The sequence below is a fragment of the Cryobacterium sp. 10C3 genome, from assembly GCF_034314285.1.
GTDB lineage: Bacteria > Actinomycetota > Actinomycetes > Actinomycetales > Microbacteriaceae > Cryobacterium > Cryobacterium glucosi.
In genome coordinates this window covers 3,432,634-3,447,331 of the sequence record NZ_JAVIWF010000002.1, presented here as the reverse complement: position 1 = coordinate 3,447,331, position 14,698 = coordinate 3,432,634, and the positions used below count along the sequence as shown (strand labels likewise).

The following is a 14,698-nucleotide window of genomic DNA, read 5'->3' as shown; positions in this document are numbered from 1 at the left end:
GGTCAGGGGACGCGGGCGATCCACTCGTCGGTGCCGAACTTGCTCGCCACGAGCGCCTCGGCGGCGGCGTATTCCGCCTCGGTGATGTCCCCGTCTACCGCGCCGTACAGGGTCGTGAAGGTCTGCTTCATCCTGTCGATGATCTCGGCACGGCTGAGGCCGGTCTGGCTGCGGAGCGGGTCGACCCGTTTGACGGCGCTCGTGATGCCCTTGTCGCTGAGCTTTTCGCGACCGATGCGCAGTACCTGCACCATCTTCTCGCCGTCCATGTCGTAGCTCATAGTCACGTGGTGCAGCACGGCACCGCTGCCGAGACGCTTCTGCGCGGCGCCGCCGATCTTGCCGGTCGGGCTCGTGATGTCGTTGAGCGGCTGGTAGTGCGCGTCGATGCCCAGCGAGCGCAGCGCGGTGAGCACCCATTCGTCGAGGAAGGCGTAGGAGTCGGCGAAGGTCATTCCCTGCACGAGCGCGGTGGGAGCGTAGATCGAGTATGTGATGACCGAGCCTGCCTCCATGAACATGGCGCCGCCGCCGCTGATCCGGCGGACGACGGTGAAGCCGTGGGCCTCCGCCTGCTCGGCGTCGACCTCGTTCCGGAGCGACTGGAAGCTTCCGATGACGACGGCGGGCTCCGTCCACTCCCAGATCCGCAGCGTGGGCTTGCGCCTGCCCTCGCCGACCTCGATCGCGAGCACCTCGTCGAGCGCCATCTGCATCACCGGGGGCACGGCTTTGGAGTGCACGAGCTGCCAGTCGTAGTCCCGCCAGCCACTCGCCTGCGCGAGGGACCTGCGGATCGCGACCGCCACGGCCTCGGGGGAGAACCCGAGCAGGGTGGCCTGGGGTGGCAGGGCCGCGCGCACCGCGGCGGCGAGCCCTGCAGCATCTGTGCCGGCCGGCAGGCCGGTCACGGCCGCATTGATCGCCCCGAGGGCATCGTCTGGCTCGAGGAAGAAGTCCCCAGCCAGCCGGAAATTGACGATCGTGTCGTCGACGACGTCCAGGTCGACGACCACGAGCTTGCCACCAGGGACCTTGTATTCACCATGCATGAGGCCAGCCTAACCGTCGATCCCGCCGACCCCCGGGGGTAACTGCCTGTCGAGCCAGCCGATCAGCTCGTCGAAGACCTCGGCGCGGTTCGTTTCGTTGAAGACTTCATGCCGGGCACCGGGATATACCACCAGGCGAATGTCCCGCAGCCCTGAGCGTCGCGCGTATGCGTTCTTGAGCATGGTTGCGCTGCGCTCCCCGCCAACGGTGTCGTCTCCGCCGACGAGGATCAGGAGCGGGAGGTCGGCCGGCAGTCCGCGCGCCGGACGTCCGAAGAGCCGCGCGGCCTCCCGGAGGCCGAAGAGCTTCGCGAGCGGCGTCATGGTCGTCAGCGGATCGGCGACAAAGGCGTCCGCGACCGCGGGATCACGGCTGAGCCATTCGACGCCCGTCGTTCCGAGGTGCTTGTGCCGCGCATTGAGGTCCCCGCCGTTGAGGTAGCCCGGCCAGCGATAGGCGGTACCGGTCAGGACCACCGCGGCATAGGCATCCGCGTGCTCGTTGAGGATCATCTGCGCCATGAACGAGCCCCAGCTGTGCCCCAGCAGAACGAGCGGCAGGTGCGGGTGCGCCGAGCGGATGATGCCGCTCAGCTGATACACGCCGGCGACCGCGGCCCGCAACCCGCCGGGGCCGAGCCGTCCGAGCCTGGTCGTGTCGCCCGCATACTGTCGCAGCCCGGTCTGCCCGTGGCCGCGGTGGTCGTCCGCGTACACGGTGTAGCCGGCCTCGTTCAGCCGGCCGACGAGCTCGGTATAGCGGTTGGCGTGTTCACCGACGCCGTGCACCACCTGAACGACCGCCCGCGGGCGCGGCACCGGCCACACGTAGTACTCGAAGGTGACGCCATAGTCATCCGTATAGGTAGGCACGCGGCCAGTCTGACAGAACGGGAGAAGTCTGTCAGAACGGGAGAATTCACGGGAATACTTAGCCTTGCTAAACGGTTACAGTTATGAGTTATGGATTCCAGGCTCGAACCGGCCGTGACCCCGCCGGACACCCACGCCGGACACCGGCCGAGCGTTGCAGAGCTCAGCCATGACTTCCGCGTCGCAAACGGTCGCCTCGCCCGTCGCCTGCGCCAGGAGAAGGCCGACAACGAGCTGAGCGCGAGCCAGTTCTCCGCCCTCGGCTCCCTCTTCTTCAACGGTCCATTCACCCTGCGCGAACTCAGCGAGCATGAGCGGGTCACTCCGCCCTCGATGAGCCGCACCGTCGGGGTGCTCGTATCGGCCGGCCTCGTCCACCGGGCGGGCTCCACGGACGACGGCCGCAAGATCATCCTCACCGTGACCGACTCCGGTCGCACCCTCATGCACGAGACCCGCAACCGACGGGATGCCTGGCTCGCCCTCCGCATCGCCAAGCTCAGCCCCGAACAGCGCAGCGTGCTCACCGAGGCCATCACCGTCATGAAGGAGCTCACCGACAGTTGAGTACCATGTTCCGCTCCCTGAGCGTCCCGAACTACCGAATCTGGTTCGCAGGCGCCCTCGTGTCGAACATCGGAACGTGGATGCAGCGCACCGCCCAGGACTGGATCGTCCTGACGATGCTCACCGACCACAACGCAACGGCGGTCGGGATCGTGATGGCCCTGCAGTTCGGGCCGCAACTCCTGCTGATGCCGTGGTCCGGCCTGATCGCGGACCGGTTCAATCGGCGCAAGCTCTTGATCATGACCCAGAGCCTGATGGGCGTCCTGGCCCTCGGGCTCGGGCTGATCGTCGTGACCGGCGTCGCCCAGCTCTGGCATGTCTACCTCTTTGCGCTCGGACTCGGGATCGTCGCCGCGATCGACTCTCCCGCACGGCAGACCTTCGTCTCCGAGCTCGTCCCCGACAGCAACCTGTCCAACGCGGTCGCACTGAATTCGGCCTCGTTCAACGGCGCCCGCCTGATCGGCCCGGCCGTCGCCGGCCTGCTGACGGTCGCGGTCGGCGCGGGCTGGGTGTTCCTGATCAACGCCGTCACCTTCGCCGCGACGGTCGTCGCGATGACCCTGCTGCACACGAGCGAGCTGCGCCCCCAGCCGCGGGCGCCGCGGAAGCGGGGCCAGCTGATGGCCGGGTTCCGCTACGTCGCGCATCGGCCAGACATCATCGTCGTGCTGATCGCGGTCTTCCTGATCGGAACCTTCGGGCTCAACTTCGCGATCTTCACCGCAACCATGGCGACGGTCGAATTCCACATGGGCGCCGGCGAATTCGGGCTGCTGAGTTCCATCATGGCCGTCGGCTCGGTCGCGGGCGCGCTGCTGTCGGCCCGTCGAAGCCGCCCGCGACTGCGCCTCGTCGTCGCCGGCGCCGCGCTCTTCGGCGTGGCGTGCGGAATCGCCGCGGTGATGCCCACGTATCTCAGTTTCGCGGTCTCGCTCGTCTTCGTCGGGCTGTTCTCGCTCACGCTCATGACGACCGCGAACGCCTATGTGCAGACCACCACGAAGCCCGCGATGCGTGGCCGGGTGATGGCGCTCTACATGGCCATTTTCGCCGGCGGCACCCCGCTCGGCGCCCCGTTCGTCGGGTGGGTCGCCGACCGCTTCGGCCCGCGCTGGGCGCTGGGCGTCGCGGCTCTTTCGGGCATCCTGGCCGCGGGGGCCATGCTGTTCTGGCTGATCAGGTACCGCAGCCTGCGCGTTCGGTACCGCAGAGGGGTCGTGCCCCACATGCAGGTGCACCACGACGGCGACGGACGCGACCACGACCCCATCGACGTGGAGACCGCCACCCGCGAGATCGCAATCATCGAGGCGACCCGCTAGGTCGCGCCCGCGCCGGTTTCGGCAGGCCGCGCCCGCCGTTTCGGGAGCGGGCTGACGAAAGCGGCGCGGCGGCGACCGCACCGGCGGGGCGACGGATGCCGGAGGACCGGCCAGCGGCATCCGCTCGCCGATACGCAGGGCGGCAGGGACCCCGCTAGCGCACGCCGCCCATGAGGCGGAGCACCGGACGGGCGAAGACCGCGAGCCCGATGCCGAACAGGATCGCGACGCCGCCGATCACGCTGAAGTAGAGCGTCTCGGGGACCTCGGTGTACCACTGGGCAAGCGAACCGGACACGGCAGTGCCCAGGGCGATCGACAGGAAGAACAGGGCGACCATCTGGGTTCGGAACGGCGCGGGCGCGAGCTTCGTGGTGAGCGCGAGGCCGACAGGGCCGATCAGGAGCTCGGCGACCGTGAGCACGAAGAGAATGCCGATCATCGCGAGCATCGGCGTCGAGTTGGCACCGCCGCCCACGAACGGCAGGAAGCCGAGGAAGGCCACGCCCATCACCGCGGTGCCGAGCGCGAACTTGACCGGAGTCGACGGCTGGCGGCTACCCCAGCGGGTCCAGAGCGCGGCGAAGACGCCGGAGAGCAGGATGATGAAGACCGGGTTGAAGGACTGGATCCAGGACACCGGGATTTCCCATCCGAACAAGTGTCGGTCGAGGCGCTCGTCCGTGTAGATCGTGACGACGGTGAACTGCTGCTGGGAGAGCGACCAGAACACGGCGCTCGCGAGGAAGAGCGGGATGAAGGCGTAGACCCGCTTGCGCTCGACGATGCTGATCCGTCGGTTGCGCAGGATGACGACGAAGTAGCTGATCGTCGCGATGACCGTCAGGGCGATCACGAGGGTGACGAGGCCGTCCGCTGTGATCACGCCGACAAGCACGAGCACCACGACGAGCGCCGCGGCGGCAACCGCGCCGACGAGGTAGGGGGTCCAGCGCGAGCGCGGGAGCGGGTTCGGAACCTGGTGCACGATCTCGGGCAGGCTCCTGCGTCCGAAGGAATACTGGGTGAGCCCGATCGCCATACCGACGGCGGCGAGGCCGAAGCCGAAGTGGAAGCCGGCCGTCGTCTGCAGGAGCCCGGTCAGGATCGGGCCGAAGAACGCGCCCAGGTTGATCCCGAGGTAGAAGAGCGAGAAGCCTGCGTCGAGGCGAGGGTCGTCCCGTGTGTACAGCGAACCGACGACGCTCGTCGCATTGGCCTTCGAGCCACCGCTGCCGAGCGCGATCAGCAAGAGTCCGACGGTCACGCCTGCGACGCCGGGCACGAGGGCGAGGGCGAGATGCCCGAGCATGATCACGATGGCGCTGTAGAACAGCACCCTCTCGCTGCCGAGCACCCGGTCGGCGATCCAGGCGCCCAGGATCGTCGAGAGATAGACCCCTCCGCCGTACGCGCCGACGATGCCGGCGGCCGTCGCCTGCTCGATCCCCAGGCCGCCCTCGGCGGCGGAGTAGTACAGGTACAGGAGCAGGATGCCCTGCATCCCATAGAAGGAGAACCGCTCCCACATTTCCACGCCGAAGATATTGGCGAGAGCTCGCGGCTGCCCGAAGAAGCTGCGGTCTTTGTGGGCGGGGACGGGTTTTTCGACCGTGGTCATCTCTCGACTGTATCCGCTGGCCCCCGGATCAGGGGCATCGGGGACCCTCACGGCGCCGCGCCGGGGCACGATACGATCGTGGTCACAGGGCGAACGAGCACGAGACGTGCGGGCGAGAGTGGGGCGAATGGACGCGCACGACCTCATCGGGCTCATCAGCGAGGTCCTGACCCTCGTCGGGTTCGTCGGAGGCGCCGTCCTCTATGTCCTCGGGCTTGCGATCCGCGGTGTCAAGGGCGGCTGGGTCGCCACGGATGGCGTGATCGCGTCCTCGGGATCGCACACGGTCATCCGCTGGTTCGACCGCTCGGGGGACGTGCACGAGCGGGCCGCGAACACGCACGAGAGCCACCGGCTCGCGCCGGGCGACGACGTGCAGGTCTGGTACCACTCCCGTGACGCATCCCGCGGGGTGACGCATGCCCCGGAATCGGAGGGCAAGGCCCTGCGCCTGACCGGGCTGATCCTGCTCGGCACCGGGCTCGCATCGGCGGTCCTCGGCGTCGTGCTGATGTTCGTCTGAGCCGGCCTGGACCCTTTCCCAGCTGTTCCGCACCGGCCTGCGCCGGTGGCACTTGCCCGGCGCGCCGGTCGGGGGAACACTGAAGGCGTCAACGGACGACCCGTCCGCTGAGTTCAGCAACGTTCAGATTCACACCGTTCAGAGAGGAACGTCATGACCAAGATCCTCATTCTCACCGGCGACGCCGCCGAGACCCTCGAGGTGTTCTACCCTTACCAGCGGCTGCTCGAGGAGGGCTTCGAGGTGCATATCGGCGCCCCGGAGAAGAGGAAGCTCCAGTTCGTCGTCCATGACTTCGTGGACGGCTTCGACACCTACACCGAGAAGCTCGGCCACACTTGGGACGCCGACGTTGCGTTCAAGGACGTCGACCCGGCCGACTACGCGGCCATCGTCGTCCCCGGCGGCCGCGCACCGGAGTACATCCGCAACGACGAGGACGCGAAGCGGATCGTCCGGCACTTCTTCGAACGGAACGCTCCCGTCGCCGCACTGTGCCACGGCCCGATGCTGCTCGCCGCCGCCGGGGTGCTCCACGGCCGCACGAGCACTGCGTACCCGGCCCTGCAGATCGACGTCGAACTCGGCGGGGGCGTGTTCGAGAACGGCGCGGGCGTCGTCGACGGCAACCTCGTCTCCGGCAGGGCCTGGCCGGACCACCCCAGCTGGATGCGCGAATTCATGAAGCTGCTCGCGGCATCCGGTGTCACTCCCACCGAACCCGCCCTCGCATCGGCTCGCTGAGACCGGTCAGTCGGCGGGCGCGGGGTCCGCGGCCGAGGCGAGGTGCTCGGCGAAGAACGCCTCGATGCGGATCCAGGCGTCAGCGGCGGCCTCCGGGTCGGGGCCGGCGCCGAGGATACGCTGCGTGAGGAAGCGCACCGCGGCCGGGCCTGTTTCGGCATCGTTGAGGAAGGAGTGCCCGGCCGTGGGGTATTCCTTGACGTCGTGCGGCACGCCGGCATCCTCGAGCGCGCCCTCGAGCCGGGCAGCGGCGCCGACGAGAGAGCGGTCCCTGCCGCCATAGCTGCCGACGATCGGGCACGCACCCGCCAGGGCTGCGTCGAGGTCTTTCGGCAGCCGGCCGTAGTTGACGGATGCCGCGGCGAACCCCCGCGTGGCGGCCGCGAGCGCGAAGCCGCCGCCCATGCAGAAGCCGAGCACACCCACCTCACCCGTGCAGTCCGCCCGGGCGATGAGCGCGTGCCGCGCGTTCTCGATGTCGACGAACGCGCGCCCCTCGCCCGCGGTCAGGGCGCGGAAGGTCGCGACGAGGCACTTCCGGGCGCCGCCCTCCGTGAAGAGGTCGGGCATCAGTGCGAGGTAGCCGGCCGCCGCCAGTCGTTCGACCTGCCGGCGCATCACGTCACTGATGCCGAAGGCCTCGTGCACGAGCACAACCCCGGGCCAGGGACCGGAGCCGGCAGGCACTCCGAGCACCGCGCGGAGTCCGGCGCTTCCGCCGTTCGCGGCCGGAAGTTCGAGGTCGATCAGCTGGGGAGCTGGGTTCGCGGTCATGGGGCCTCCTGGCCTGGACGTGCTCGGGTTGGAGGAACCCTATCGCAATGGTTCGCGCCTCCAACTCCGCGAGAGTACGAAAATGGCCCCTCCGCACGACGTGAAGGGGCCATTTTCGTACTCTCGCGGTTGGAGGGGCGGGTTGGGGAGAGGGCTGGACCCGGGCAGGCGTCGCCGTGTAGTGTGTGGTCAGACCACAGCGGCTTCGTCTCACGGCCGCCGCCGCAACGACCGACACCACCCCATTGCCGAGGAGGAGCCCGTGACCGTTGACGCCGTGCCCGCGCAGGGCGCACTCCCCGACGAACGCAGGGCCTGGCAACTCGTGCTCGAATCGATCGAGGGCGAGTTGCTCTCGGGTCGGCTGCGACCCGGGGATCGCCTCGCACCCGAACGCTCCCTCGCCGCCTCCCTCGGCGTCGGCCGGTCGAGCGTGCGCGAGGCCATCCGGGTGCTCGAGGTGCTCGGACTCATCCGTACCGCGACGGGCTCCGGGCCGACATCGGGGGCGATCATCGTGGCGCTTCCCGGCGGCGGGATGTCCGCGCTGATGCGACTGCAGGTCGCGGCCCAGGGCTTCCCGGTCGAGGACGTCGTGAAGACCAGGCTCGTGCTCGAGGCCGCCGTCGTCACCGAACTCGCCGAGGCGCACGACCCCGCGTCGCTCGAACCGGCGTCGCTCGAACCGGCTGAACAGCTCCTCGACGCGATGGATGCGCCGGGCCGGACCGAGTCCGAGTTCCTCGCGCTCGACGCCCAGTTCCACCTCGCCCTCGCCGAGGCAACCGGGAACCAGGTCATCACCGCGACCATGGCCGGACTCCGCAGTGCGATCGAAGCGTACGCACGTGCGGGCGTTGCCGCGCTCGGGTCGTGGGCGGAGACATCCGCCCGCCTCAGGCTCGAACACCGCGAGATCGTCGCGTGCATTCGCGCGGCCGACCCCGCCGCGGCCCGCCGCGCCGTCCAGGCCCACATCGCCGGGTACTACGCCGAGACCCGGCTCTCACGGCGGGACCGCGCGATCCCGACCCCGTCCGGGCGCCGCTCCCCTCCCGAGCCGACCTGACCTGACCTGACCCACCGATCACCCGATCTCCCGACCGCCGCAGCCCCCGACCCGCCCTGCCCAACCCCAGAACGGAAATCCTGACCATGGTCCAACGACGCATCCCCAAGATCAAAGACCTCGCCCCACTCATGCAGTTCAAGGTGCCGGAGCTCAACGCGAAGAAGCGCCGCCTCGAGAGCGCCCTCACCATCTATGACCTGCGCGCGATCGCCAAGCGGCGCACTCCCAAGGCTGCCTTCGACTACACCGAGGGGGCAGCGGAGGCGGAGATCTCGCTCGCGCGCGCCCGCCAGGCCTTCGAGGACATCGAGTTCCACCCCGCCATCCTCCGCGACGTCTCGACGGTCTCGACGGGCTGGGACGTGCTCGGGGCTCCGGTCGCTTTCCCGTTCGGGATCGCACCGACCGGGTTCACCCGGATGATGCAGACCGAGGGCGAGATCGCCGGCGCGCACGCGGCAGCGAAGGCCGGCATCCCGTTCTCGCTCTCCACGATGGGCACGACCGCTATCGAGGACGTCAAGGCCGCCAACCCCACAGGACGCAACTGGTTCCAGCTCTACATGTGGAAGGACAGGGACCGTTCGATGGCGCTCGTCGACCGGGCCGCCAAGGCCGGTTTCGACACGCTGCTCGTGACGGTCGACGTGCCCGTTGCCGGAGCGCGCCTCCGCGACAAGCGCAACGGCTTTTCCATCCCGCCGCAGCTCACCGTGGGCACCGTGGTCAACGCGTTGCCGCGCCCGGAGTGGTGGATCAACTTCCTCACGACCGAGCCGCTCGCCTTCGCCTCCCTCGACCGCTGGAGCGGCACCGTCGGCGAACTGCTCGACACCATGTTCGACCCGACCGTCACCTTCGAAGACCTCGCCTGGATCAAGGCGCAGTGGCCGGGCAAGGTCGTCGTCAAGGGCGTTCAGAACGTGGCGGATGCCGCCAGGCTCGCCGAAATGGGCATCGACGCGATCATCCTCTCCAACCACGGCGGTCGCCAGCTCGACCGCGCGCCGATCCCGTTCCATTTGCTGCCCGAGGTGGCCCGCGAGGTGGGCAACGACCTCGAGGTGCACCTCGACACCGGCATCATGAGCGGCGCGGACATCGTCGCGGCCGTGGCCCTCGGCGCACGGTTCACCCTCGTCGGCCGGGCCTACCTCTACGGGCTGATGGCCGGCGGCGAGGCCGGCGTCGACCGGGCGATCGCGATCCTGTCGGAGCAGATCACCCGCACGATGCGACTGCTCGGCGTGAAGTCCCTCGAGGAGCTCGAGCCCGGGCACGTCACCCAGCTGGCCCGGCTGAGCCGTATCGCCCGGCCGGAGGGCGTGACCGCGACGCGAAGCTAGCGAGGCCGATACTGCCCGTTTCAGCCGAGCCGACTCGTTGAAGTTCGCGCCGACCTGACGCGGACGCTAGGCGACGGCGAACCCGTCGAGGACGGCCGCGAGCTGGGCGACGGCCCAGTCGAGGTCGGCCTCGGACACGCAGAGCGGCGGGGCGAGCCGGATCGTGGAGCCGTGGGTGTCCTTGGCCAGGACGCCGCGGACCATGAGTGCCTCGCACACGGCGCGGCCGCTCGCGAGCGACGGGTCGATGTCGATTCCGGCCCAGAGCCCGGCGCCACGGACCGCGACGACTCCTCGCCCGACGAGGCCATTGAGGGCTTCGTGCAAGTGCGCACCGAGCACGCGGGCGCGCTCCTGGTACTCGCCCTCGGCCAGCATCCGCACGACGGCGAGGCCGACGGCCGCGGCGAGCGGGTTGCCACCGAAGGTCGAGCCGTGCTCGCCGGGCTGCAGGACGCCGAGGACGTCCCGGTTGCCGACGACCGCAGAGACGGGCACGATCCCGCCGCCGAGGGCCTTGCCCAGGAGGTACAGGTCGGGCACGACGCCGACGAGGTCGCACGCGAAGGTCGCTCCGGTGCGGCCGAGACCGGACTGGATCTCATCGGCGATGAAGAGCACGTTGCGGCGCGTGGTGATCTCGCGCACAGCGGGGAGGTACCCGGCGGGCGGCACGACGATGCCGGCCTCGCCCTGGATGGGTTCGAGCAGCACGGCGACCGTGTTCTCATCGATCGCGGCCTCGAGGGCCGCGGCGTCGCCGAACGGGACGGTGCGGAACCCGGGCGTGAACGGGCCGAAGCCGGCGCGGGCCGACTCGTCGTCGGAGAAGCTGATGATGGTGGTGGTGCGGCCGTGGAAGTTGCCCCCGGCGACGATGATGTTCGCCTGGTCCGGCGCGACGCCCTTCACGCGGTAACCCCAGGCGCGGGCGACCTTGATCCCGGACTCGACGGCCTCGGCGCCCGTGTTCATCGGGAGCACCATGTCCTTGTGGGCGAGCTCGGCGAGAGCCGTGACGAACGGGCCGAGCTGGTCGTTGTGGAACGCGCGGCTCGTGAGCGTGATCCGGCCCAGCTGGGCTCGGGCGGCATCGAGAAGCACGGGGTTCGAGTGGCCGAAGTTGACCGCGGAGTACGCCGCGAGGCAGTCCAGGTAGCGCTTGCCGTCGACATCCGTCACCCAGGCGCCGTCGCCGGTCGCGACGACGACGGGAAGCGGGTGGTAGTTGTGGGCCGCATGCTCCTCTTCGAGGGCGATGAAGGCGGCGGGCGTTGCGGATGCCTGTCCCGGCGTGCCGAGTGCGGCATCCTTCGTCTGGTCGGCCCGGTTCGCGTCCGGACGGATGTTCGTGTCGGTGCTCATCGGCGCAGCTCCAGGGTGCAGCACTTGACGCCGCCGCCGCCGAGCAGGAGCTCGGAGAGGTCGACGCCGATCGGGTTGTAGCCGCGTTCGCGGAGCTGGCGCTCGAAGTCCTTCGCGCGGGCGGCGATGACGACGTTGTAGCCGTCGGAGTAGGAGTTGAGGCCGAGGATCGCCGCGTCCTCCTCGGTGACGATGATGGCGTCGGGGTAGCGTTCGCGCAGCACGGCGAGGCTCTGCTCGTCGAAGGCGCTCGGCAGGTAGGCGATGTTGGTGTCGTCGAGCACGGCGACCGCGGTGTCGAGGTGGTAGAAGCTCGGGTTGACGAGGTTGAGCGTGATCACCGGGCGGCCGTAGATCGCCGACACCTCTTCGTGGCTGTTCGAGGCGCTGCGGAAGCCGGTGCCGGCGAGGATGACGTCTCCGACGAGCAGGAAGTCGCCCTCGCCCTCGTTGATCTCGACGGGCACGCGGACGTCGAAGCCGTTGTCGCGGAACCAGTCCATGTAGGCGGGGCCCTCCGGCTGGCGCTCCGGGTAGGTGAACGCGGCGCCGTAGGCGATGTTGTCGATGACGAAACCGCCGTTGGCGGCGTACACCATGTCGGGCAGGCCGTCGATCGGGTCGACCAGGTGCACGTCGAAGCCGAGGCCGATGTAGGTGTCGTAGAGGGTCTGCCATTGGGCGACGGCGAGGCTCGTGTCGGTCGGGATGGCCGGGTCCATCCACGGGTTGATCCGGTAGACGACGGTGAAGTAGTCGGGCTTGCACATCAGCACCGTGCGCTTGACGGCCGTGCGCACCGGGGCGGTGGCCGCGGTCTCCGGCGTCGATGTGGGGTCGAGATCGATGGTCATGAGGTCTCCTTCGGCTGCGCTCCGTCTGCTACTGACGGAATCGGAACGCGGGGTGGATGGCGGACCAGGTCACTCATGAGAGCTCCGCGCGGTCGAACGTGAACGTCGAACAGTGAACAACGAACGGGTGAACGGCACCGCGCAAAGACGCCGTGCTCATTCTCACACAGCGTGAATCAACGTTGCACGCCAATATGCGCGCATAATCGGCGTGATCGTCGGCATATGCGCAGGAATTCCACGCCAGTGCGCGGAATTCCCCTAGACTCTCGGAATGGACAACCTCGACCGCGGCATACTCGACCTTCTGAGACAGAATGCGCGCGCGGGCTACGGGGACATCGGCTCGGTCGTCGGGCTGTCCGCCTCCGCGGTCAAGCGCCGGGTCGACCGGCTCGTCGCCGACGGGATCATCCGCGGGTTCACGATCCAGGTCGACCCCGCGATCGATGGCATGAGCACCGAGGCATATGTCGAGCTCTTCTGCCGAGGGACCGTCGCCCCCGACGAACTCCTGCGCATCCTCTCCGGCGTACCGGAGGTCGTCGACGCAGGCACCGTCACGGGAAGCGCCGACGCGATCGTACACATCAGGGCGCGGGACATTCCCGGGCTCGAGGCCGCACTCGAGAAGGTGCGCCTCGCACCCAACGTCGACCACACCCGCAGCGCGATCGTGCTCTCCCGGCTCATCCACCGCGCCGCCGAGTAGCCGCGCCGCTGCCCGCGAGAGCGGTCTTCGTCGGTGGTGACTAGGTGGGGATCGTGGCGGGCTTCATGCGGATCGGCGCGAGGAACTGGATCAGGGTGACGGCCGTGATCGCACCGGCGCAGAGGATGCCGGCGAGCACGACGATCTGGAAGCGCCCGGCCTCGAGGGGCGAGGCTCCGCCGAAGATCGCGCCGACGAACGCTCCGGGCAGGGTGACGAGGCCCGTGGTCTTGGTCTGGTCGGTCGTGGGGATGATCGCGAAATAGACGGCGCGGCGCGCCAGGTCGAGCGTCGACTGCCGCGGGGTCGCCCCGAGCGCCATCCAGCCCTCGACCTCGTCCCAGTGCTCGGTGACGGCCTCGCCGAAGCGCCGGCCGGTCAGGGTCGCAATCGACATCGCGTTGCCGATGATGATTCCGCCGTAGGAGAGCACATACCGCGGCGAGAATTCGATGGCGCCGACCGAGAACACCACGATGAGTGTCGCAAGGATGCCGAGGCCCATCGCTGCGGCGATCCAGCCGAAGTGCTGCCGGGTCGCCCCGAGACGCCGGTTGACCGTGCTCACGGCGGCGATGAACATCACGCTGAGCCCGACTCCGACCCAGAGCGGATCGGAGATGATGCCGCTCAGGATGAGGCTGATCGCCGCGAGCTGGAGGGTGCCCCGGAGGATCGCGAGGGCGGGTGCGTACGGGCGGGGCACGTGGAAGCCGCGAAGCAGGGCGGTGACGACCGCGATCAGCAGCAGCACCCCGATGAGGCTGGGCAGGAGTCCGCCCAGTTCGGCGGGGAGGTCGGCGGGCCAGGTCACCTTCTGAGCCTAGCGAGCCATCCGGTTCGACCTCGCTCCACACGGGGTCGGTCATGCCCTCTGAGTGGAAAGCACTTCCCGAACCGGGAATCGACGGCGGGCCCGAGGCTAGGGAGTCGGTGCGGCCGGCGTGAGTGCGGACCGGGCCGCCTCGATCCGGCGCAGGCGGGTCTCCGGCGTCTTCGCGCTCTCGATCGCGAGGACGTGGGCGCGCTGGTTGCTGTACGACAGCGCCGTGAAGGCGGCCCGGGCATCCGGTTGCTCGTCGAGCGCTGCGGCGAAGTCTGCGGGCACCTCGACCACCCGGGGTTCGGTGTCGAGCTCGACGTCGACCTCGATCTCGTCCCCTGCGGCGACGCCTGCCTGTTCACGGTTCTCGGCGCTGAGCGCGATCATGAATGCGCCGCGGTAGGGGGCGACGGAGCTGCGGTAGGTATGACCGCCGATCGTGACCGTGATGGCGTGGCGCTTGCCGGGGCCGAGGCCCGCGACGACCTCCTCGGGAACGCGGATGCCCGTTGCCGATTTGCCGGAAAGCTCGAGGACGGTCGTGAATCTCATGGAACCGAGTATGCCGCAGCGAGCGGTTCCGCGCACGGGTCCCTGCGGGCTAGCTTGGTACATAACCAACACAAGGAAACCGGGTGCGGCACCATGAAGCTGACCATCGACGAGCATTCCCCACGCCGCCGTTCGAGCAACTGCGGCTTCAGGTGCTCGAGGCCGTTCGGACCGGTGCCGTGGCGCCCGGAGACAAGCTGCCGACCGTGCGCCGGCTCGCCGACGAACTCGGACTCGCCCCGAACACGGTGGCCAGGGCCTACCGCGAGCTCGAGCGGGGCGAGGTGATCGAGACCCGCGGCCGCCAGGGTTCCTTCATCGCTGCAACGGGCGACCCGACCCTGCGCCAGGCGCAACGCGCCGCTGCCGACTTCGCCGAACGGATGCGCGTGCTCGGCCTCGGCGCGGACGACGCGCTCGCGCTCGTCTCGGCCGCGCTCGGCATCCGCCCCTGATCACTCCGCACGCGCCCCGCCCAGCCCAGCCGCGAAA

The 14,698-nt window shown here is 69.2% G+C and carries 16 protein-coding genes; 8 read left to right on the top strand and 8 right to left on the bottom strand.

The window, feature by feature from the left end; all coding sequences use genetic code 11:
• Positions 1–2: 2 nt before the first annotated feature.
• On the bottom strand, positions 3–1,052 hold the full coding sequence (locus RGU41_RS17310; protein WP_134449166.1) for a lipoate--protein ligase family protein: 1,050 nt from the start codon (positions 1,050–1,052) through the stop codon (positions 3–5).
• A gap of 9 nt (positions 1,053–1,061) precedes the next feature.
• Entirely contained in the window at positions 1,062–1,925 is an 864-nt protein-coding gene (locus RGU41_RS17305) for an alpha/beta fold hydrolase (RefSeq protein WP_134449167.1), read from the bottom strand.
• Between the two features lie 90 nt (positions 1,926–2,015).
• Here RGU41_RS17305 and RGU41_RS17300 point away from each other — a divergent pair, with 90 nt between their 5' ends.
• Both RGU41_RS17300 and RGU41_RS17295 read left to right on the top strand, forming a co-directional pair.
• Positions 2,016–2,492: a MarR family winged helix-turn-helix transcriptional regulator gene (locus tag RGU41_RS17300; protein WP_322136939.1), complete on the top strand. Its 477-nt coding sequence runs from the start codon at positions 2,016–2,018 to the stop codon at positions 2,490–2,492.
• A complete protein-coding gene (locus RGU41_RS17295) occupies positions 2,489–3,820 on the top strand; it encodes an MFS transporter (protein WP_322136938.1) in 1,332 nt (443 codons plus the stop codon). The genes RGU41_RS17300 and RGU41_RS17295 overlap by 4 nt, the downstream gene beginning before the upstream one ends.
• A 154-nt stretch (positions 3,821–3,974) precedes the next feature.
• Here RGU41_RS17295 and RGU41_RS17290 read toward each other — a convergent pair whose 3' ends face one another.
• The gene (locus RGU41_RS17290) at positions 3,975–5,441 is read right to left on the bottom strand and encodes a peptide MFS transporter (protein WP_322136937.1); all 1,467 of its coding nucleotides are present in this window, start codon (positions 5,439–5,441) and stop codon (positions 3,975–3,977) included.
• Between the two features lie 127 nt (positions 5,442–5,568).
• Between RGU41_RS17290 and RGU41_RS17285 the strand changes: the two genes are divergently transcribed.
• On the top strand, positions 5,569–5,964 hold the full coding sequence (locus tag RGU41_RS17285; protein ID WP_134449169.1) for a sortase: 396 nt from the start codon (positions 5,569–5,571) through the stop codon (positions 5,962–5,964).
• A 153-nt stretch (positions 5,965–6,117) separates the two neighbouring features.
• Positions 6,118–6,708, top strand: a complete 591-nt coding sequence (locus RGU41_RS17280; RefSeq protein WP_322136936.1) for a DJ-1/PfpI family protein — start codon at positions 6,118–6,120, stop codon at positions 6,706–6,708.
• Between the two features lie 6 nt (positions 6,709–6,714).
• On the opposite strand, the gene RGU41_RS17275 is transcribed toward RGU41_RS17280, so the two are convergent.
• Positions 6,715–7,482 (bottom strand): dienelactone hydrolase family protein, encoded by a 768-nt coding sequence (locus RGU41_RS17275; RefSeq protein WP_134560677.1) that lies wholly within the window; start codon positions 7,480–7,482, stop codon positions 6,715–6,717.
• A 262-nt stretch (positions 7,483–7,744) separates the two neighbouring features.
• Between RGU41_RS17275 and RGU41_RS17270 the strand changes: the two genes are divergently transcribed.
• The gene (locus RGU41_RS17270; protein ID WP_322136935.1) at positions 7,745–8,551 is read left to right on the top strand and encodes a FadR/GntR family transcriptional regulator; all 807 of its coding nucleotides are present in this window, start codon (positions 7,745–7,747) and stop codon (positions 8,549–8,551) included.
• Positions 8,552–8,637: 86 nt separating this feature from the next.
• Complete coding sequence (locus tag RGU41_RS17265) at positions 8,638–9,900, top strand: alpha-hydroxy acid oxidase (RefSeq protein ID WP_134449173.1); 1,263 nt, start codon at positions 8,638–8,640, stop codon at positions 9,898–9,900.
• A 66-nt stretch (positions 9,901–9,966) separates the two neighbouring features.
• On the opposite strand, the gene rocD is transcribed toward RGU41_RS17265, so the two are convergent.
• Positions 9,967–11,265, bottom strand: coding sequence for an ornithine--oxo-acid transaminase (rocD, locus tag RGU41_RS17260; protein WP_134449174.1), 1,299 nt, complete (start codon positions 11,263–11,265; stop codon positions 9,967–9,969).
• On the bottom strand, positions 11,262–12,119 hold the full coding sequence (gene ddaH / locus RGU41_RS17255; protein WP_322136934.1) for a dimethylargininase: 858 nt from the start codon (positions 12,117–12,119) through the stop codon (positions 11,262–11,264). Before ddaH ends, rocD begins: the two co-directional genes overlap by 4 nt.
• 274 nt (positions 12,120–12,393) lie before the next feature.
• Here ddaH and RGU41_RS17250 point away from each other — a divergent pair, with 274 nt between their 5' ends.
• On the top strand, positions 12,394–12,831 hold the full coding sequence (locus RGU41_RS17250) for an Lrp/AsnC family transcriptional regulator (protein WP_134449176.1): 438 nt from the start codon (positions 12,394–12,396) through the stop codon (positions 12,829–12,831).
• 40 nt (positions 12,832–12,871) lie between these two features.
• Here the strand turns inward: RGU41_RS17250 and RGU41_RS17245 are convergent, their stop codons facing one another.
• Positions 12,872–13,645 carry an ABC transporter permease gene (locus RGU41_RS17245; RefSeq protein ID WP_198413731.1) on the bottom strand — a complete coding sequence of 258 codons (774 nt, stop codon included), beginning with the start codon at positions 13,643–13,645 and terminating at the stop codon, positions 12,872–12,874.
• A 108-nt stretch (positions 13,646–13,753) separates the two neighbouring features.
• On the bottom strand, positions 13,754–14,206 hold the full coding sequence (locus RGU41_RS17240; protein ID WP_134449177.1) for a YdeI/OmpD-associated family protein: 453 nt from the start codon (positions 14,204–14,206) through the stop codon (positions 13,754–13,756).
• An 83-nt stretch (positions 14,207–14,289) separates the two neighbouring features.
• On the opposite strand from RGU41_RS17240, the gene RGU41_RS17235 reads away from it, so the two are divergent.
• Complete coding sequence (locus tag RGU41_RS17235) at positions 14,290–14,661, top strand: GntR family transcriptional regulator (protein ID WP_322136933.1); 372 nt, start codon at positions 14,290–14,292, stop codon at positions 14,659–14,661.
• Positions 14,662–14,698: the final 37 nt, after the last annotated feature.